The organism is Aromatoleum sp. (assembly GCF_035254505.1).
Lineage (GTDB): Bacteria > Pseudomonadota > Gammaproteobacteria > Burkholderiales > Rhodocyclaceae > Aromatoleum.
The window spans coordinates 221,076-241,222 of sequence record NZ_DATFAO010000051.1; the positions used below are offsets into that span (position 1 = coordinate 221,076).

The 20,147-nt window shown below is 60.3% G+C and carries 11 protein-coding genes; 5 read left to right on the forward strand and 6 right to left on the reverse strand.

What is annotated here, in order from left to right; all coding sequences use genetic code 11:
• Window positions 1–17: 17 nt before the first annotated feature.
• The 5 genes from VJ673_RS09965 to VJ673_RS09985 all read right to left on the reverse strand — a co-directional run bounded on the left by VJ673_RS09965 (window position 18) and on the right by VJ673_RS09985 (window position 9,982).
• Window positions 18–1,379: a replication initiation protein gene (locus VJ673_RS09965; protein WP_324125934.1), complete on the reverse strand. Its 1,362-nt coding sequence runs from the start codon at window positions 1,377–1,379 to the stop codon at window positions 18–20.
• A gap of 3,200 nt (window positions 1,380–4,579) precedes the next feature.
• Window positions 4,580–6,331, reverse strand: coding sequence for a site-specific integrase (locus VJ673_RS09970; RefSeq protein ID WP_324125935.1), 1,752 nt, complete (start codon window positions 6,329–6,331; stop codon window positions 4,580–4,582).
• A gap of 846 nt (window positions 6,332–7,177) precedes the next feature.
• Entirely contained in the window at window positions 7,178–8,068 is an 891-nt protein-coding gene (locus VJ673_RS09975) for a ParB/RepB/Spo0J family partition protein (RefSeq protein ID WP_324125936.1), read from the reverse strand.
• Window positions 8,061–8,864 carry a ParA family protein gene (locus tag VJ673_RS09980; protein ID WP_324125937.1) on the reverse strand — a complete coding sequence of 268 codons (804 nt, stop codon included), beginning with the start codon at window positions 8,862–8,864 and terminating at the stop codon, window positions 8,061–8,063. The genes VJ673_RS09975 and VJ673_RS09980 overlap by 8 nt, the downstream gene beginning before the upstream one ends.
• 188 nt (window positions 8,865–9,052) lie before the next feature.
• Window positions 9,053–9,982: a tyrosine-type recombinase/integrase gene (locus tag VJ673_RS09985; protein WP_324125938.1), complete on the reverse strand. Its 930-nt coding sequence runs from the start codon at window positions 9,980–9,982 to the stop codon at window positions 9,053–9,055.
• A gap of 294 nt (window positions 9,983–10,276) precedes the next feature.
• On the opposite strand from VJ673_RS09985, the gene VJ673_RS09990 reads away from it, so the two are divergent.
• The 5 genes from VJ673_RS09990 to VJ673_RS10010 all read left to right on the forward strand — a co-directional run bounded on the left by VJ673_RS09990 (window position 10,277) and on the right by VJ673_RS10010 (window position 16,708).
• On the forward strand, window positions 10,277–12,409 hold the full coding sequence (locus VJ673_RS09990) for a DUF1631 family protein (RefSeq protein WP_324125939.1): 2,133 nt from the start codon (window positions 10,277–10,279) through the stop codon (window positions 12,407–12,409).
• Between the two features lie 315 nt (window positions 12,410–12,724).
• Window positions 12,725–13,264 (forward strand): sigma-70 family RNA polymerase sigma factor, encoded by a 540-nt coding sequence (locus tag VJ673_RS09995; protein WP_324125942.1) that lies wholly within the window; start codon window positions 12,725–12,727, stop codon window positions 13,262–13,264.
• Window position 13,265: 1 nt separating this feature from the next.
• Window positions 13,266–13,991: an anti-sigma factor family protein gene (locus VJ673_RS10000; protein ID WP_324125943.1), complete on the forward strand. Its 726-nt coding sequence runs from the start codon at window positions 13,266–13,268 to the stop codon at window positions 13,989–13,991.
• Window positions 13,992–14,122: 131 nt separating this feature from the next.
• Complete coding sequence (locus VJ673_RS10005) at window positions 14,123–15,250, forward strand: TIGR03118 family protein (RefSeq protein ID WP_324125944.1); 1,128 nt, start codon at window positions 14,123–14,125, stop codon at window positions 15,248–15,250.
• Between the two features lie 78 nt (window positions 15,251–15,328).
• Entirely contained in the window at window positions 15,329–16,708 is a 1,380-nt protein-coding gene (locus VJ673_RS10010; RefSeq protein ID WP_324125945.1) for a cytochrome C, read from the forward strand.
• A 111-nt stretch (window positions 16,709–16,819) separates the two neighbouring features.
• Here VJ673_RS10010 and VJ673_RS10015 read toward each other — a convergent pair whose 3' ends face one another.
• The gene (locus VJ673_RS10015) at window positions 16,820–20,089 is read right to left on the reverse strand and encodes a hypothetical protein (RefSeq protein WP_324125946.1); all 3,270 of its coding nucleotides are present in this window, start codon (window positions 20,087–20,089) and stop codon (window positions 16,820–16,822) included.
• Between the last annotated feature and the right edge of the window lie 58 nt (window positions 20,090–20,147).

Genomic DNA, 20,147 nt, shown 5'->3' on the forward strand with positions numbered 1-20,147 from the left:
GTCCCCTTGCCGGCCCCTTATCTTCGCGCTACCGCAGCAGCCGCTTTCGCCTTCCCGAACATGAACTGCCCAAACGCAGCGTGCAAAGGCTCAATCTCCGTAAGCACCTCATAGGTCAGCCCCGACAGATCCAGCTTCAGCCTTTTCGCGATGATCCCGGCCGGCAGTGACTTCGAAAACTCGAGCAGCAGGTCTTCCCGATCATTCATCGACTCGAGCAGCACAAAAGCTTCGTGGCCCGCGCGGACCTCCTCGGCGAGTTTCGCCGCCACCCGCGCTCCCGACTTCGCCAGGGCGTCCGCCTTGGTCTTTTCTGCCTCGGCCTTGGCACTGATCGCCGCCGCCGCCATTGCTTCGCGCTGCGCCAATTGATCGGCAATCAACTTTTCGGCACTCGACACACGAAGGTTGTCACGCAATGCCTTCATCAAGAAACCTGCCGGGCTCTTTGTGACCTTGCCCCGCTGCAGGTTGAAGCGCGTGAACTCGATCGCCTGGTTGATCCATTCGTCGGTCCATATTTCCCGGTTCGCAAGGATCTCATCGAAATGCTTGTCGCTGAGCCCGAACTCGTTCTTGAGCGTCGTGTAGAGCTCCTTGGCGCCCATCAGGGCCTGCACCACCGGAGGGGCGTCACCCTTGCGCGACAGCCGGAACCGGATGAACTCGATCTTCTTTGACGACGGTGTCGCCGTACGCGTCTCGTAGGAAATCTCGATGTCGGACTTCTCGCAGATCTGCCGCACAGCGGGCTCAAGCGAGTCCCGTTTGAAGTACTTAAACGCCGCAGTGCTCGCCGCAGATTTCCCCGGCCAGGCCCGGATCGCATCCACTGAGAACCACTCCGTCACGCCATCGGATACGAAAGGAAGGACATGATCGTAGATCGCACGTGCATAGAGCAGTGTAAACGCCGTCGTAACACGGAGACTGAGCCAATGCGAGTTCACCGGATCCTTGATGTGCCGTTGCAGCACGGTCGGGACATCGAATACGATCCGACCGTTCGCGATCGCCACCGTCCCGATCAAATGAACCGATATCCAGCGGTCGGACTCCGATGGCACGGCACCGACGGGGGTATCGGTCACCTGAACGACAGCCTTTTGCGCTTCAGTGAGCACGGAACGGAGATGCTTGTAGTTCGCGCTGTCATACCGCATCAACCAGCGGAAATAGCTGAGTTCGACGTCGTACAGAGTATGGATTCCCTTCTCCTGGGCGACGACGAAGAAGGCCGCATCGACGGCCCTGCGGGCGGTGACACCAAGATCTCCGATATCGACGAAGACGTTGTTGCGCTGAAAGCCAATTTCCGACTTGGATTCCGTGATCGCCAGGCCCTTGGCGAACATATCCTCAAAGATCGACAAGGACATTTGCCGCGGTGTTGCCCGTGCCCCGATTTCGTTCCCCATACTCCCCCCGAGCGTTGGAGTGGACGGTAGCGGCCCCAAGGTGAGACGTCAAATCAAAATCTCTCACCTTACTTACCGGCCCCAGGTTCTGCACAAAACGACTCACCTTTCGTTGAGCGGGCAGGGGGCGAAAACGTCAGGAATTCCCTGGACGTTTTGCCGGATTTCCACACGTTCCGCAGCTGGCCGCGCACAAAAATCCTCACCTACTCATTCGAGTGGGGCCGCCACAATATGGCTCACCGTGGGGGGATGTTGGGGTTAGGTGGTGTTGGTTTTTTAAGAAACTAAAAGAAACCAACTAACTAACAGGGATACAGCCGTCTCAGCAAAACAAGGACTTAGGGGCGTAAAAGTGAGAGATGTTGTGCGCTAAGTGAGGGGTTTTGTGGGGCTGGGTGAGGCCTTTTGGTCGGAAGGTGAGGACTATTGTTGAGCGCTAGACGCTCGAGGTGAGATGAATTGTGCAACGTACCCAAACCACTGTTTTTATTCTCAAAATGACCGAAGTGCGGTCGCAGCAGGGTGAGCTGTTTTGTGGGCGGTGAGGAGATTTGTGGCCCGAAAGGTGAGGAACTTTGTGGTCTCGGCGAGACGCGCGCGACTTTGCCACACGTTTTGCTCAAAACCGGGCGGTGCGGGTAGAAATCGTACCGGCGTTCGGGCTCGATGGTGAGAACTCTTGTGATCGGGACGACGAAAAATGGGCTGGACAGTCGACCCTGCTCCCCATTTTCGAGTCGGGATCACAAAACGCCTCACCGCGGCGGTCGCAGCTCACCTAGGCGTGGGATCGAAAGGGGCCTGTGCGGCATTTGGGTGAGCGTAAATGCTTGTGTGAGGCACGAAGGTGAGACGAATTGTGATCCTGTATGGCCTCTTGACGCCTCCTCAAGGTGAGAAGTTTTGTGTTAGCAAGGAGATCACAATACAGCTCACCTTTGTGTTGCCGATGATCTGTTTGGGAATCGAGCGGCGCGTGCGATTCGGCGACGTCAAACGGTCATCAGTGCAATGGGATCAAAAACTTAATGAAATGCCATATGGATAGAAAGCCGTCCCTTTTACACTTTCCTTTGAAACCTACGGACTAGCGAGCCCTTTCGGAAATTCCATACTGTAAATTGTGAAAGACAAGGCTGCTAAGTTCTTTACGCAATGAGCGGTCGCTGCATACTGGTTGGCGGAGCTTGAATATGTGATTTTGTGTCAGAGTCTGACACATCCGCATGAGCGAGGCCCACTTCCCGAGGAAGGTGAGAAAATTTGTGCCCCAGAGGGTAAGAAGCGGTCGCCGAGGGAAGGTGAGCCGAATTGTGCGAAGGAGCCGTCGGCACAAGTCTTCTCATCCTAAACGAATGAAACAGCAGAGCCGTATCAATTCGTAGCCGTCTTTCAACTCGGTGGGAGGTACCCGGCGTTGACCAAGTCGCAAATGGGGCGAAGACCTTCTATTGCCGACTACAGCACTCACGGGGCTGTTGGTCGTGAGACCACAAACCACCGTGCCGCATCCGGCGCGCAGCAGCGTAGGACACGATCCTGCAGCGCGTAAGTGCGTGATCTTCCGGGCGCTCATGGAATTCTTTCAGCGCTAAGCTGATTATCGAAGCAGGAAAAGGCGGCAAGGTGAGCCGTTTTGTGGGACACGCGGTGGCAGGCAAGAGAACCAGGGTCCGAGTGGGATTGGTGGGTGCCGAACATTAGCATGAGAGTCTGCAGACGGCGCTGCGATCGACGGCAGTCTTGGAGTGAGGGCAGTCTTGGAGTGAGGGCACCGATCTGCACCGGCTGGACCCGATTTATTGCGGCAGTTCGCACGGTCGTTGCGCGAGGCTTGTAATGTGATGGCCTGCGTGGAGATTGAAGCTAACGGAGGGTCCCGACGACAGCGCCGGTCTGGGGTATAGCGCGAGCCTGTCAGACTCTGACAGCTTGGTCCAGCATCGGGCCGTGGAGGCGAGCTACTTGTCGGTGCCGCGCCGAAAGAGCCGATTCGCGGTCAAGGCGCAAAGGCATACTTAGCCGGGACTAAAGATCGAATTATCTTCGCAAATGTTGGTTTTCGAATCCACTCGGGTATCGGCCCGCATCAATGATGCGGCACCAAACATCTGAGTGGCGTTGTACCGTCCATTCGACTCAGCTTGAGCAATCCGAGGCTCTCTCGTAGCCGATAACGATCCTCATCGTCCTCCCTTTGGCACGGAGATTCATATGCGGTGAAGTGGCCGGTGATGCGTAACCATTCGTCTGGCGCGAGGCGCTCCGGAGCGGTGCCGCGACAATATTGCGCTTTGGGCGTGAGCGCCTCGGTGTCCGATGCTTCTGAGTTGCAGAAAGAGTGCCAACGGGCGCCGGTTCGCTGCCATGGTCAGACGGGCGCCGTAGTGTCTCCTTTCCAGGAACGGCCTCCGAACATTGCACTGTGCGCACATTGTGGTCGCTGCCGGCCGGCCACGTAGAGGCCGCGCAAAAGGCGAATGGTTACGGCAATCGAGCGCGGTCTGGAAATGGCCAGGGTGAGGCTGTTCAGAGCGCCAGCGGAGGGTTCTGGACCACGACGTTTTGCGAGCACTTCGATCTGGCGTTCAGGACACTTGCCTCCGATACGCTCCAAGGACCGCACATGCTGGTGTCTGAACAAGGTGGGCTGATTCAGGTGTACGAGCTTCCTGGCCGCCGGCGATTATATTTGCACGCCCGGTCGTCTCGATTTGGGAGTCGGCGTACCCCACGCTACTAGAGCTAATTATCCGAGTAGCGCCGGATCAAAAGCGAGTCGCATGCGGCCTCGCGTTCAGTCAGCTTATCCATCCGCGAGGCGGGGTCTGCTTCTCATCGCATTTGAGGCCTTGCCGAGCTTGCGCTTCCTTGAGCGTCCTAGGGTGGGCTCGACCATGCTATTTTCGCCACCGGATTTAACGCGCGCATCTCTGGTTCATTGGCCGCCGGTCATACCTGTATCAGCACCCGAAGCTATGTCCTGTAGCCGTTCAAGATTGATCTTTGATCGCGATATTGCCCGGATGCTTTTTGAATTCCGAGGATGAGGTGCCGAGCTAACAGGTTGCGGTCGGCCGCAGCGCGATCAAGGGATCTGCTTGTAGCCGGATGAGTTCCCCTCAGGCGTGAGTGTCAGAGTCTGACACTCACGTGTTCTATCGTTTCTTTTCGGAAAAGATCACCATCGCGGCTTTCATCCTGCGCTTCCTCTCCGTCGTGACATAGATCGTCGTCGTAGCGAGCGAAGCATGGCCCAGGTTCTGCTGGGCGATCTCGATTGGCATGCCCTGCGCGATCGCATGCGACGCGTGAGTGTGGCGCATCCAATGAGTGCTTGCGCTCTCAAAGCGCGCTGCACCTCGGCTATCGCCGTTTTCCCCGTGAATGGCGGCGCATTCCTGGAAGAAGCTCTTCAGCTGACGTGCTAGGGTGGCTGCGGCGATACCTTCCTTAGGTTGGATTTCCGGGCGCGCGGCGGCAAGTTGAGGGACCCGCTCTTCCCAATCGTATGATTTGCCGAGGAGATAGGCCCCCCGGTTAGACGAGGACGTGACATCGTCGCTCAGTCCCCGCTTTGCGAAGTAATGGCCGATCCGCTCCACAATGTGTGTTGGGATGGGTACTTCGCGCAGACGCTGGCCCTTGCCCAGCACGGTCAGCATCCAGCCCTCGAGCGGAACGCTGTCGTCCGCATCTGGCGGGTATTCCATCCAACGCAGATCGTCGGCGCGTGCGGCGACCACCTCGGACAGACGCAGGCCGGTGGCGTAAAGAAGCGTCAGCGCGACGTCCAGGCGATGCTTAGCGGACGTGTCGGGCAACTCCTTTATGCGTTGCTTAATGAATGCCCATTGAGCAACGCTGAAGCTCCGGCCGGGATTGATCTGAGGGGTGGAGCTCGTCGGCGCTGTCACGCCGGTCCATGGGTTGCCCATCAGGTAACTCTGACTAACAAGGAAGCCGTACAGATTTCGCAGAATTACGATGGCTTGCCGCTGCGCGGCCGCCGATAATGGTCCCTCGAATGGACGCCATAACGGCGACCAACGCTCATGCGCGCGATGCCCGCACCAGAACTCGCGCGGCTGAGGATCGCCGAGAAACTCTCTGTAAGCGACGCAGTCCTCAAGGCTCATCGAAGAGAGGGCCTTGCGCCGAACGAGAATTGCCCAAAGTAGGAAGCGCTCGGCTTCCTTTCGATACGCGCGCTGCGTGTTTGACAACAGACCGAGGCCGAGTGAATTGCTGTCTGTTTGAGAAGCGCCGCGCTTCCTGGCGCGCTTGGCTGCAACTTGCTGTGGGGAGAGCCCAGGTTTCGCCTTGAGCCAGACGACGATCGCGTCGTAGTCGTTGTCGGCTCTCAAAAGGCACTTTTCCGATGGGCAACGATACAGCCCCGAGGAACCATCCAGATCAGCCGGCGGCTGAAATTTTTCCAGCGGCCGGAGTTGGCTGGAGACTTCGACAACGGAATCGAGGACTTCTGGGGCAAGGCTGCTGCGTCCGAGGTCGACATGGGATCCGAGCGTGCAGCCAAGCGATCCTTCGTGTTCGCGGAGCCATTCAACAATACGCTCCGCCTTGGTGTTGCCGATCCCTCGAACATGCCTAGCCCATGCCTTGCCGATACCGTTGATCCGCTCGACGAGATCGCCCAAGGTCAGCAGACCAGCCGATTCAAGCTTGGAAACTAATAAGGGATGCATCCAAGCCGCAATAGCGTCACCGGCCCGTGGAGGTTCTGCGACCAGGGACTCGAGCCACTGCAAAGCCTTCAGTTGGCGCTCAATGAGCCTTGCGCGGCGGCCTTGCTTTGTCGAGCCTGTGCCGTGCTCGGCAGCATACGCGGCCATTTGGTCGGCTTCGGTAAATTCTTCGAGCCCGCGGGCGTAGGCAAAGTCTTCCAAGCTCGGAGCCGCAGCCCCGGGGTCGTCAACTGTGGTTGCATCAATGAGTACGAGCCGGGCTGCGCCGTGACGTCGCTCTCGACGCGCGGCAGCCGCGAACTCGCCACGGATCCAGGCGATTGTTGAACGAACGGCACGTGCGTCAGTGTGTTCCCCCTCGAGCCTGACGTAACGGTCCCAGCTTTCCCGCAGGTCAAGACCTTGTACAACGGAGCGCATGAAAGCGAAGTGGCCGCGATGGAGCTTTCGAGGGCGGGCCGTGGGGTTTGAGCGCTTCATCGTCGTTTTCGTGCGGTTCGTTTTGCGAGAAACAAGTGTTTGAAAGGAAAGCGAAATCGGCAGTGTGCTCGAAGATCGATCCCATTTTACACTTATTTGTAAATACAATGATAAGTATAGTAATCATGATATAGAGATGAAAAGTGTGCGGAGGAGGGCCCGAAAGCTCATGCCTCGGCGTACCCGCACTCCTCGTCCCGTGTGCATGGAGTCTGTTCTTCCTCCGCAGCACATAAGAGAACAAAGGGCCGTATGGCCGTCCTGAACTCGCACCCTTGAGCCCTCGGCTGCAAACGTGATGCAACGTCATTGCTCGATTTCCGCGTGCTACCGAGCGTGACCGGCCGCGGGAGGCGCTGTTGGAAGCAAAGCCCGGCGCTTTCGGTTACCCGCCATACGTGGCGTTCGAGCTTTTACTTCTGCGATCGGCGCAGATGACGGAGTTTCCGGATGGAGGCAGGCATGTTTGCACCGCAGATGCATTCGTGAGCAACCGCATGCAAGTGACGCCAGGCAAAAAAAGCTGAGACGCGGATGACGCCTCAGCCCTATGTTTCGGAATGGGGATCAGTTGAGCACTACAAGTTGCTCAAGGTTTTCACGAAGCAGCGCTTCAATCTTCTCGGCATCCAGACCTTCGCCAACGAGCCTCACCTCGCCGTCCTTGATCGTAAGGCGAAATTCGCGCTTGTCGGCAGTTCGCATCTTGACGACAGTCCGCGTGCTCTTCGCCGGTCCAGCGATCTTGTTCTTGATCCACAGCAGCGCGCCCGCTTGACGGAGTTCTCCGGCGCTGAGCCGTCGGATCGCTTCGGTTACCGCTTCAGGGTGCGTCGTCGACAGCTCCCGCAGTTCATACGCGAGCGTGGCACCGAGGACTTCGCCTCCGACTACCTCGAGCAGCTGTTGGGCTGCAGGCGGAAGCGCGCCGAATGCTTCGTAGTTGTAAATTTGAGCACGACTGCAGCCTAAGACTTCCGCGAGGTCCGACACGGTTTTGCACGCACCGGTTTCGCGCAACATGACGATGTGCTTGTAGCGTTCGTAATCCGTTAGTTGACGATGAACGGCGTTGTCGACGGTGAGCGCTCGGGCCGCTTCGACATCAGTCATTCTCCGGACGTACGCCGGGATCAGTCCCATGTCGAGTTGCCGAAATGCTTCGACGCGGTGGTGACCGGCTATCAGCTCATAAGTGTCAGAGTCTGACGAGCGTACGGTAATCGGCGTGACCAATCCTCCGTCCAGGATCGTTTGCTTAAGACTGTCCAGGTATTCCTGGTCGAGGCCGATGCGGCGCTGAAACGGTGATGGCTTGATGCGGCCGACGGAAATTTCCTTCGCACCCTCAGTGGCGGGGGTCGCCATCTCGCCAAAAACCGTCTCTGCAACATCTGCATCCAGCGCCTTTCTGGGGCGCCGATGTCCCATTGCGGCTTCCAAGTCCATCTTAGCCATTGGTCACCTCTTCTTCCTGGGTCCGAGTGACACCGACGATGTTTACAATCTCCTTCGTCATCTCGGTGATAGCGCGGGAGGCGTTGTGGTCGCGATCGAACTGGAGAATGGTCTGGCCGAGTGCCTGGGCCTTCTGGATATCGGTTGTTGAAGGTAGTGCCGAATTCAGCACCGCCTCGTAGTATTCGCGCACCGCGTTTGCGGTGATCTTGCACATCTTCTTTCTCGCGTCGTGACGAGTCAGGATGGCACCGCCCAGCAACAGAGCCGGGTTCGCGCCCTTCGCTTGCCGAATGAAGGCGAGCATGTCGTCCGTGCCCAGGAGTGCCAGTTTGGACCCTGATTCGACCGGGACGAAGACGGCGTTCGCCGCGGCCAACGCGTTCGCGGTGAGAAACGACAAGGATGGCGGCGTATCAATCACGATCACGTCGTAAGCATCGGCAACCGCAGCCAGTTTGCTTGCAAGAATCGACGTCGACGCGAACGGAGTTTGCTGCAGTTGTCGTTCGAGGCTAGCGAGTTTCAGCGTGGACCCGATCAGGTGTACGCCTTCGATCTGCGTCTTTTCTACGATTGCTGAGGCAATAGACGCTGTGCCGTCCAGCACCCGTTCGATGGTTACCGATGGGGTCTCTTCAAAGGAATAAACGAGCTGAGTCGCGTTCGATTGCGGATCGAGGTCGACTAGGAGGACGTCGTAGCCCGCCCGAGCCATCGCGTCGGAAACGCTGACGGCGAGCGTCGTCTTCGCGACGCCTCCTTTGTGGTTCGCGAACGAAATGATTTTTGCCATGGCGGGATCCGCATTTATCAACGATACCAAATAGTCTGCCAGGAAAATCGGAAAATACAATACAAAAATGGGCGTGCATTTCCCGTTCGAGCGCGAAAGATCGACTAGGAAGGCGAATTTTGGATGCCATGAAGGCGTCCGATGGAATCGCAGTCGTCGCTACACCGGAGGTAGTTCGACCGCTTTCCCTAGACCTGAGGGTCTTTGGAGATTCGACGGGACTGGCCGTACCGGGCCGTAGCACGTAGTTCCGCGTGTCCTAGAAATTGTTGGACCTCTTCCAACGAATACCTGCCGCAAGCGAGTGCGTTGCGCCCGAAGGTATTGCGGAGGATGTGTGGGCCGCGTTGTTTTGGGTTGAGGTTTGCCGCGTCAAACCAAGTGGACGTTCGCCGAAAGAGTCCCGATGGAGAGTATGGGCGGCCGCTTAAGGTCGCTGGCGTTACCCACTCCCCCGCTATTTCCAGACGCCGTCGTTCAGTGAGCCAGGACTCATACCACTCTCGCCACCTACCGTCCGGGAGCATCAAGGTGACATGTTCCGCGTGTACGGTGGCTGGAATGACGCGTATGGAATAGTCGGGTCGCATCTTATCTGTCGTCAGTCCCACCACTTCGTTCGCGCGAAGCCCCGCTCCTAAAAGGAGTGCGATCAAAGCGCGGTCGCGCGCGCCTTTCCACGAGGGCATGTATTCGAGTACAGCCAGGAGCGCGGCCTGCTCTTCGTCGGTCAGTCCAGGGGGCAGCGCGATCTCGAGTTCTCTCTCTTTCGCCAGTTCCACAGACAAAGGATTGTCCCGTTCCCAGCCGAGCGTGCCCAGGTGGACGTACACGCGATCGAGCAGTTGTAGATATCGACGCCGTGAAACGGGAACCAGGGATTTGTGTTTGGAGAAGAATTCGCTTGCCTCGGCAGCGCTCGCCTCGAGCAAGTGCATGCGTCTGCTCGTCAAAAAGACAAGCCAGGTGTGAAACATCGATGAATAGGTTTCGCAGGACGATTCGCGCAATTGATTGGCCACTACGGCTTGTCGAGCGAGCCACTCTGAAAAGGCGGCCGTGGGTTCGTTTTGCCACGCGGACAAACTATTGGCGGGCCACAGATCGGCGGTGAGCATTGGAAATGATGGTATAGGCACAGTAGACATGTTCGTCCTCATTGTGCGGAGGATCAAGCAAACTGAAGTCAATTTACGGACTCAAGGTGAGGGTTGGTATTTAGTTGGGAAGCAAATTGCTTTCGTAATGCTAGAAGTGTCCGTAAATTGACTTTACAGGTATGGCTTGAAATTGGCATGCTTCATCCGGATACCTCAACACGATCATCTGGTGTGGGTGCACGCAAACGATTGGCCTCTCGTGAAGATTGAAGGTTAAAAACGTAGGGCGCCGAGGATGGGCAAATGTAATAATTGACCCAGACGACTCCTGCTATCTGCCCCGACATGACCGAAAAAGACGCCGCAACCCTCGCGCAGCTCGTGGCGAGTTGTCGTGCGCAGATGGAAAGCGACCTGTGCGAGTTGTTCGAGGAGCTTGGGCCCGTACTGACCCAGGGGGCGATCGAGTGCAGCAATAGCAGTCGCGACCGAGCCCAGAGCATTTCCGCGGCCGTGCTCAAGCAGGTCCTTCCTTCGCATTGGGAAAAGGTCGCCTCGTCTCTGAAGGCTCATCTCGGTGCGCGCGCTGTGCATACGAAGAAATCCGGCTATGAAGCGGCTGATCAGGCGGACCTGCGGCTGCTCAGCGAGTCGGAGGAGTCCGTACAACTAGCAATGCGCGATGTACTGGATCGCGTGACTCTCGCCTGCCGGGATGAGACCAAGCCGCTGGAGCGGCGGATCAATTACATCGTGCTGCGTCGGGCGATGCAGCATGGCGACAAGACCTTTAATGTCGCGGCTCTGTGGGCGTGCATCGAGGCAGCGTGCGCGGAGGTGACGACCGACACGGGGGCGCTCATCCTGTTGCTGCAATTGATCGGCGAACAGATGGCCACGGAGATGCCTCAACTCTACCGCGTGGCCAACGAGGCAATGATCGACGCCGACATCCTGCCGTCGCTCAAACGCACCTATCGGGACACCACGCCCGTTGACGCCAACGAGGTGGCGGAGGAATCGACGAAGGTGGCAAGTGCCCTCGACCGGCTGGTCCAGGCGCGCACCAAGGAGACGGGCGCTAAAGACGTGCCCAAGTCAGGCACCGCCAGCCAGGAGCTGTTCGACTCTCTGAAGACCTTGCAGGCGGCGCCTCAGCGGGCAGCGCCCGGCACGCACACCAACGTTGTACGCATCGCGCGCGACAGCGGCGCGGCGCGGAATGTGAAGCCACTTGAGGCCGTCACGCTCGACATCGTTGCGAAGGTGTTCGACCTGATCTTCAACGACCCGAACGTGTCGGACGGCATCAAGACCTTGGTGGCCCGCCTGCAGACCACAGTGCTGCGGGCGGCCATGCTGAATCAGCGCTTCTTCGCTGACCGCAGCCACCCGGCACGACGCTTTCTCGACAGTATTTCTGTCGTTGCCGTACGCTGGGGCAAGGTGGTCAACGCGGAGGACCTCTTCTACGTCAAGCTTTCGGAGCTCGTCGACACGGTACAGAGGACCTACGACGGCGATATGGCGGTGTTCGATTCCGCCAACGCCGAGCTAGACACCTTCCTCACCGAGCGCGAGGAGCACGAAGAGCAGCAGAGCCGCGCGCTGGCCGATGCGGTGCACGCTCGCGAGGAGGACATGCGCCTCAAGCGCGAAGCGCACGTGCGGACCCAGAAGATGGCGGACACCTGCATCGGCCGCATATTGGTGCCCGATGCGCCACTCGAGATCGAGGAATTCCTCCGCACCTACTGGCGCGACGTCGTGCAGGGTCGTATCTCGCAGGCTGGCGAGGAAGGTGCGCTGACCGCTGACGCTCTTCGGGTAGCCAGCGATTTGCTGTGGTCGGTAACACCGAAACATCTCGCAGAGGAACGGCAGCGACAGGCTGCCGGAGTACCGATGCTCGTGAGCAAGCTCAACATCGGGTTCGACGAGATTGGTTCCGCGCCCACCGAGCGCAAAGCCTTCCTTGACTCCCTGCTTGAGCTGCAGCTGGCGGCGATGCGAGCACGTAAGCTCGACTCCGGCAAGGCGTTAGCGGGACGGCGAACGCGCGGCGCCGGGCCCACCCTGCAGGTCAGCCACGCGACTAACCTCGGTGTCCGCGTCCAAGACATCTCGCTACCAGACCGCCAGGGCCTTGGCGGCGAGAACACGCCGGATCGCGCGGATCTTCGCCGAGTGCGTCAGTTGGTCCGGGGTGACTGGCTAGATTTCACGACCGCGGGGCAAACTCGCCGTGAGCGTCTGACCTGGATCAACCGGAGCCGCACGCTCTTCCTGTTCAGCAACAGTGCCTCGCCGTTTGCGATATCGATCACACCGGAAGCGCTGGCCGTGCGGCTGAAGAATGGAACGGCCCAAATCGTGAAGTTCGAGCGGCCGATCTTCGAACGCGCCATCAGTGGCGCCATCAAGTCGCTCGACCAGCGTTCCTGAGTACGCCCGCCCTATTGCAGGCCGGAGCCCCTAGTCGCGCTCTCCATCGTAGGCACCGACTGCAGGGTTCTGCCCGCAACGCGGTTCTTCGAGTTCACCGACGCTTAAAGTCGTACCAAATTGAAACCGTAGGAAACGGGAGAAACAGGGTCAGCGGTGCAGTCCGTGACGCAGCGGCGCCCAGGCGGGGACGCTCGCGTTTTTCGCCCCTGGCCGGCGCTTTTCTTCCGGCGCCAGTTGGGCTATGGATAAATATCCAATAATCATCGCCACGCCCCAGGGACTGATTTTCCCCCTTCGCGCGGGCGTCGCGCCATGGATGAACACCACCAAGCAGAGCGCTTCAGGGAAGTGGCGCTGCCGCATCTTCATGCGGCATACCGCCTCGCGCGATGGCTGACTCGCGATCACGAGATTGCGCAGGAGGTGGTGCAGGAGGCTTATGAGAGCGCATACCGCTCTTTCGCCGCCTATCGCGGCGGCGACGGTAGATGCTGGATTCTTGCCATCGTGCGCAATGAGAGTTATGAATGGTTACGGCGCAACCGGCGGGAAGCATCTCACGAGGTTTTCGACGAGGAGACTTACCTCGGGGGTGAAGGCGACGTCGGCCCGGCGTTGCGACGGAATGACCCCGAGGCGCTGCTGGTGTTGCGCGACGATTCACAGCGTCTGACGCGAGCGCTCGAGCGCCTGCCGGCGGCATACCGCGAAATCATCGTGCTGCGCGAGTTCGACGCGTTGAGTTATCGCGAGATCGCCGACCTGGCCGGCATTCCGCTCGGAACGGTTATGTCGAGGCTTGCCCGGGCACGCGGGGCCTTGCTGGCGGATTTGAGGGACAGAGGCGGTTAGCATGGACTGCTCTGAAGCGCGCACCTGCCTTTCCGGCTACGTGGACGGCGAACTCGATGCGGCGGACAACGCCCTGATCGAAGCCCACCTGCGCGCCTGCGCGGAATGCGCGCAGACATTTCGCGACTACTCGCTGCTGCGGTCGGCGCTGAGAGAGCATGCAGCGGCCACACCGGACCTGGACGGCCTGCGCTCTGCCATCGAAGCACGCCTCCCTCCGCCACGCCGACGCCCGCGCTATGCCCTCGCCCTGGCCTTCGCGGCGACAGTGGTGCTCACTTCGGGGTTGGGCTTTTGGTATATGTGGGAACCGGCGGAGGAACGCCTGACCGATGTCGCGGTCTCGGCGCATATGCGTTCCCTGCAGGGAAATCATCTCACCGACTTTGCCTCGGCCGATCCCAATGCCGTAGGCACTTGGCTTAGCGCGCGCCTCCAGCGCGAGCTACCGGTACGTGATCTGCAAGCCGATGGCTACGAGCTGGTTGGCGGTCGCCTCGACTATATGTACAAATGGCAGGTCGGCGCGCTGGTCTATCGCCGCTCCGGGCATCTGATCAACGTGTTCCTGTGGCCCGTCGGCGACACCGAGTTTCCGCGCAGGACGCTCGCCGACGAAGGCTTCCATGTCGTCTTCTGGGCGCGTTCAGGTCTCAACTTCTGTGCCATTTCCGATCTCGGCGCCGAAGAACTGGCGCGCTTCACAAGCGCTTACAACGCGTCCTGAGCTTCCCCCGAAAAGTCGGGAATATTTTCTGCCGTTGCTCCATCTAGTGCTCTGCCATGGCAATCCCCATGGCGGCTTTCCCGGGGCTGCGAGCTCCCTCGCGCCCAGGAACACTACGACGGAGGTGGCACATGAAATCGACCCTGTCTCCCGCCCGGCGCTGCGCGCTGTCCGCGGCATTCATGCTGGGAGTCACATTGGCGGCACCCGTGCTGGCTGACGATAACCGCTACGAGCAGCAGAATCTGGTTTCGGACGGCGTCATATCGGCGGCGCACGTTGACGCCAATTTGGTGAACGCCTGGGGTGTGGCATTCAATCCCAACGCCTTCGTGTGGGTCGCCGACAACGGCACCGGGGTAGCAACGCTTTACGACGGGCAAGGCAATGCTCAGCCGCTCGTGGTCACCATTCCGTCTGCCACGGGAGCCCAGGGAGAACACGGCAAGCCCACAGGCATCATCTTCAACGGCTCCAACGACTTCGCCGTCGGCAACGGCGCAACCACCGGCCCGAGCCGCTTCATCTTCGCGACCGAGGATGGCGTCATCGCAGGCTGGGCACCCAATGTCGATCCCACACACGCCTTGCAGGCCGTAGTGAGCGCAGGTGCGATCTACAAGGGCTTGGCACTGGCAGCCAACGGCAATGGCAACTTCCTCTACGCCACCGACTTTCACAACAGCAAGATCGACGTCTTCGACAAGGCTTTCGGACCGGTAGCCACCCCCGGCGGATTTGCTGACCCGGCGATCCCCAAGGGCTTCGCCCCCTTTGGGATCCAGAATATCAACGGCAATCTCTACGTCACCTATGCGAAGCAGGATGCGGCCGGCGAGGACGACGTAGCCGGCCCGGGCCTGGGCTTCGTCAATGTCTTCGATGCCGACGGCCACCTCCTGCGCCACGTCGCGCACCGAGGGGCCCTCAACGCGCCATGGGGACTGGCGCTCGCTCCGGCCGACTTCGGGAAGTTCAGCAATCGCCTGCTGGTGGGCAATTTCGGTGACGGCACCATCGTGGCCTACGACATTCACACCGGAGCATTGATGGGCCGCCTGCAACGCGCTGATGGAGGTCTGTTGAAGATCGACGGCCTATGGGCCCTCCAGTTCGGCAACGGCATCTTGCAGCAACCGACCAACGCCCTGTTCTTCTCTGCCGGCCCGGACGACGAGAATCACGGTCTGTACGGCGCCATCCGCGCGGTCGGCAATGACGAGCATGACGACCGGCACGACGAGGCCGGAACGCGCTAGCTCAAATCGTTGCACAGCATCGTGGCCTCGCTCACGCGGTACGAGCGAGGCTAGCCGCGCATTTCATCGAGGTCAACCATGCTCTCCCCGACCGCTTCCCCCGAATCTTCGATACGCGCGTGGCGCCGGATAGGCATCCTGTCCGTCGCCGCAGTCGCCCTGCTGCTCGCGCTCGTGCCTGTCGCCCATGCCGTGCCGGCCTTCGCCCGCCAGACTGGACAGGCATGTTCAGCCTGCCACATCGGCGCCTTCGGCCCCCAACTGACTCCTTATGGCATCCGCTTCAAACTTGGCGGATATGCCTTGACCGATGGCCAGGATGGCAAGCTGCCCCTCGCCGCCATGGCACTCGGCGGATTCACTCATACGGCAAAGAAGCAGGACGAACCGCCTGCCGATCATACCCATCGCAACAACAACCTGACGCTCGATGAGGCCGCGATCTTCCTGGCCGGCCGCCTCGCCGATCACCTTGGCACCTTCGTCGAAGCAACCTACGACGGCGTCGAGCAACGCAGCGCTCTCGACCATGCTGATCTGCGCTTCACCCATGACGCCGAACTAGCCGGCAAGAACGCCATCCTGGGCATCACCGTGAACAACAACCCCGGCGTACAAGATCCCTTCAACACCCTGCCGGTATGGAGTTTCCCCTTCGCCGCTTCGGCGGTGGGCTTCGGCACCGGCGACGCCGCCACCTTGATCAATGGCGGTCTCGAGCACCGCGTCATTGGCGCTTCCGGCTATGCATTCTGGAACGACACGCTGTATGCGGAGCTGGGCACCTATCGCGCGCTGTCGCGGACGGCACAAAGCCGGATCGGACTGGATCGCGAGGACATCGGACGTTTGGGCGGGGATACCAGCTACTGGCGCGTCGCGTGGATGCAGGGAATGGAGCAGCAGTCGTTCTCGGCAGGCGTATTCGGATTTCGCACCAGCATCCAGCCAGACCACGAAAGCAGCGGCCCGACGAACAAATTCAACGATATCGGCGTCGATGCGGCCTATCAGTTTCTCGGCACGCGCAAGCACATCGGCACGTTCTACACCAGCTACATCCATGAACGGCAGACCCGCGACGCATTGTTGGCCAGTAGCGAGGCCGAACACCGCAAGGGGAGCCTCGACGAGCTGCGCCTGAACGCCTCGTACTATTACGATCAGACGTGGGGGGCGACCGTGGCGCGCTTCCTGAGCCACGGGAGCCGCGACGCCACGCTCTACGGAGACGGCTTCGCCCACGGTTTGCCCAACACAGCCGGATACGTCGTGCAAGCCGACTGGACACCGTGGGGCAAGGAGGGCTCGTGGAAGGCGCCGTGGGCGAACCTGCGACTGGGCGTGCAATACACGCTTTACGACAAGTTCAACGGCGCCCGCCACAACTTCGACAGCAACGGCCGGGATGCGCGGGACAACAATACCTTGTTCGTCTTCGCGTGGACCGCGTTCTGACCGGGCGTCGAGGTCAGATCACTTGCATACCGCTCAGACTCTCGGCGGTCGTTCGATCGAGAAGCAAGCGGCTCTTCGCCCGAACTGCACCGAAGAGCCGCTTGTGGGCGATCAGGTCACGATGAAGTCGCCCGCGTCGAGCATTGGCGCACCGGTCAAGGTTGCAATCTGGACGGCCGCGGTCGTTCCGTTGCCGTCCGCATCGTAGTACAAGCCGCCGGTGCTCGTGTTGTATAGCACGTAGTCGTTCGCATCGAGGGCATTCCCCGTCGCGCTCGCGACGAAGTTCGCCGCCGAGAGACTGCCCGTCGCGGCCAGTTTCTTGAAGATCAGATTCTCCAACTGGATCGTATCCGTCGTCCCGTCGAAATCGGTCAATGTGTCGATGTTCGTCGAACCCAAGGTGCTTTCGAAGCGGAAGGCGTCTGCACCGGCCCCTCCCGTCAGCCCGTCAAGACCGAGACCGCCGACCAGCAGGTCGTTGCCGGCACCGCCTTGGAGCACGTCATTGCCGGCAAGGCCAGTCAAGACATCTGCACCGTCGCCACCCGACAGGAAGTTGGCAAGGGTATTGCCCGTGCCGGTCAGTCCGGCGGATCCCGTCAGAACGAGGTTTTCGACATAGGTGCCCAGGGTGTAGCTGATCGTCGAAACGACGGTATCGACACCGCCAGAAGCACTTCCCTCAACTACCGAGTCCTTGGCATTATCGACCACGTAGGTGTCGTCGCCGTATCCGCCGACCAATTTGTCGGCGTCGGCGCCCCCGTCCAGAAGGTCGTTGTAGGCGGTGCCTGTCAGGCTGTTTGCGCCCGCGTTACCGGTGATGCTCACGCCGTTCATCAGGGCCGACGCATCAACGCTCAAACTGACGGTGCCTGAGGTGTTCGCCACGGCTCCCGTACCCGTACCGGTGACGATGGTTTCGATACCCGTATCGGCGGCATAGAGCTTCAGCGTACTGGCGCTGCCGGCGGTAAACCGTACTTCGTCGATTCCTGCCGCACCATTGTCGGTGATTTCGCCGGCGGCATGGTCCGAGGCCAGGTTGAAGATATACAGGTCCGAGCCCTCTCCGCCCATCAGCTTGTCCGTGCCTGCCCCGCCATTCAGCATGTCGTTGCCGGCAAGGCCGTACATGGTGTCGTTTCCGCCGAGGCCGGTAAGGCTGTCATTGCCAGCATCGCCGTACATCGAGTCGTTGCCTGCGGACCCGGTCAGAACGAGATTCGGAATTGGTTGCACCGCGGCTGTCGCGCCGCTGCTCACACTTTCGGCCGTGCCAAAGCCATCGACGTAGCTGGCCGTGACGGAAATGCTCTTGCCGACATCGCCTTGGGTGAGAGCGTAGCTGCTTTCGGTCGCACCAACGATTGCTGCTCCATTGACGCTCCACTGGTAGTGGACTGCCCCAATGCCGTCGACGTCGGCCAAGGTGTTCGATGCAAACAGTGTCTGACCCTGCATGAGCTTCCCGTTGATCGTCACCTCTCCGGTCGGCGCGTCGTTGAGGTTTGCCACCGGAAGCGTCGGCGTGCCAGCGATGCTTTCCAGCGTGCCGAAGCCATCAACATAGCTCACGGTGACGACAACGTTCTTGCCGACATCGGCCTGCGTAAGGGTGTAGGCGCTCTCGGTGGCATTCGTCACCGCGGCGCCGTCCACGGTCCATTGGTAATGGACTGCGCCCATTCCGTCAGCGTCACTGAGGTTATGCGCGGCCGTCAGCGTCTGGCCTTGTACGGCGTCGCCAATGATCGTGACTTGGCCGGTCGGTAGGTCGTTGACGTTTGCCACCGGAAGCGTCGGCGTGCCAGCGACGCTTTCCAGCGTGCCAAAGCCATCAACATAACTCACGGTGACGGCAACGTTCTTGCCGACATCGGCCTGCGTAAGGGTGTAGGTGCTCTCGGTCGCATTCGTCACCACGGCGCCGTCCACGGTCCATTGGTAATGGACTGCCCCCATTCCGTCAGCGTCACTGAGGCTGTGCACTGCTGTCAGCGCCTGCCCTTGCACCGCGTCGCCCAAGATACTGACTTCGCCCGCCGGCGCGTCATTGAGGTTCGCCACGGGGTACGCCGGCGCGCTTACCACAGTTTCATTTGCGCCGAATCCATCCACATAACTCGCCGCGACGCTGATCGTCTTGCCTACGTCATTCTGCGAAAGGGTGTAAGTAGTCTCGGTAGCACCACCGATAGCAAGCCCGTCGGAGCTCCACTGGTAATGGATTTCGCCTATTCCATCGACGTCCGCCAAAGTGTTCGACACCGTTAGCGTTTCACCCTGCACGAAGTTGCCGCTGATCGTGACCTCGCCCATCGGGGGATCGTTGACGTCCATCACGGCGGTAAACGAAATCTCTTCGGCATCCCACACCGTGCCGTCGCCGAACTGGATTTCCTGGATCGTACCCGGGGCGAAATGCAGCTCGTCATTCGAGCCGACCAGGCGCAGCACATACTCCTCCGGCTGCTGGGCTCCTGTGTACGGGTCGTACGAGCCAAATCGATGCAAGAGCACGACCTGGTCGGGAGCGATTGTCGGGCCGGTGACGATGCGGTTCTGCTCTGTCCATGAGAAGTTGTCGACGATCATGTCCGAGCCGCCGCCGCCGGCGAGCACGTAGGTGTCGGCACCCGCGCCGCCCTCCAGATGGTCGCTGCCGGCCCCGCCGTCGAGTACGTCGGCGCCGCCGTTGCCCATCAGCCAGTCGTCGCCCGCAGCGCCCAGCAGCACGTCCGCGCCTTCGGTGCCGACTAGCCCGTCGTTGGAGTCGCTCCCTTGCTGCAGTTGGGTCTGCATCACGGCCTGGTCGATCGCGGACTGGTCCCATACCGTGCCGTCACCGAACTGGATCTCCTGGATCGTGCCCGGCTGGAAGCGCAGCTCGTCGTGCGAACCGAGCAGGCGCAGCACATATTGATCGCCGGTCCAGTTGCCATATTGATCGTAGCCGCCCGGCTCCCGTACCAGCATCACCTGATCCGGCGGGATGGTCGGGCCGGTGACGATGCGGTTCTGCTCCGTCCAGTAAGCGGGGCTGTCGACGATCGTGTCCGAGCCGCCGCCAGCGGCCAAGACGTAGGTGTCGGCACCGGCGCCGCCGTCGAGGTGGTCGTTGCCGGCCCCGCCATCGAGCACATCGGCGCCGCCGTTGCCCATCAGCCAGTCGTTGCCCGCGCCGCCCAACTGCACGTCCGCGCCTTCGGTGCCCCACAGCTGATCGCTGCCGTCGGTGCCTTGCTGGAGCTGGGTCTGCATCACGGCCTGGTCGATCGCGGACTGGTCCCATACCGTGCCGTCACCGAACTGGATCTCCTGGATCGTGCCCGGCTGGAAGCGCAGCTCGTCGTGCGAGCCGAGCAGGCGCAGCACGTACTGATCGCCGGTCCAGTTGCCATATTGATCGTAGCCGCCCGGCTCCCGTACCAGC

Coding starts and splice junctions, on each gene's coding strand:
- VJ673_RS10000 (WP_324125943.1), top strand. CDS start 13,266: ATGGACTGCTCTGAAGCGCGCACCTGCCTTTCCGGCTACGTGGACGGC.
- VJ673_RS09985 (WP_324125938.1), bottom strand. CDS start 9,982: ATGCTCACCGCCGATCTGTGGCCCGCCAATAGTTTGTCCGCGTGGCAA.
- VJ673_RS10005 (WP_324125944.1), top strand. CDS start 14,123: ATGAAATCGACCCTGTCTCCCGCCCGGCGCTGCGCGCTGTCCGCGGCA.
- VJ673_RS10010 (WP_324125945.1), top strand. CDS start 15,329: ATGCTCTCCCCGACCGCTTCCCCCGAATCTTCGATACGCGCGTGGCGC.
- VJ673_RS09965 (WP_324125934.1), bottom strand. CDS start 1,379: ATGTCCTTGTCGATCTTTGAGGATATGTTCGCCAAGGGCCTGGCGATC.
- VJ673_RS09975 (WP_324125936.1), bottom strand. CDS start 8,068: ATGGCTAAGATGGACTTGGAAGCCGCAATGGGACATCGGCGCCCCAGA.
- VJ673_RS09980 (WP_324125937.1), bottom strand. CDS start 8,864: ATGGCAAAAATCATTTCGTTCGCGAACCACAAAGGAGGCGTCGCGAAG.
- VJ673_RS09995 (WP_324125942.1), top strand. CDS start 12,725: ATGGATGAACACCACCAAGCAGAGCGCTTCAGGGAAGTGGCGCTGCCG.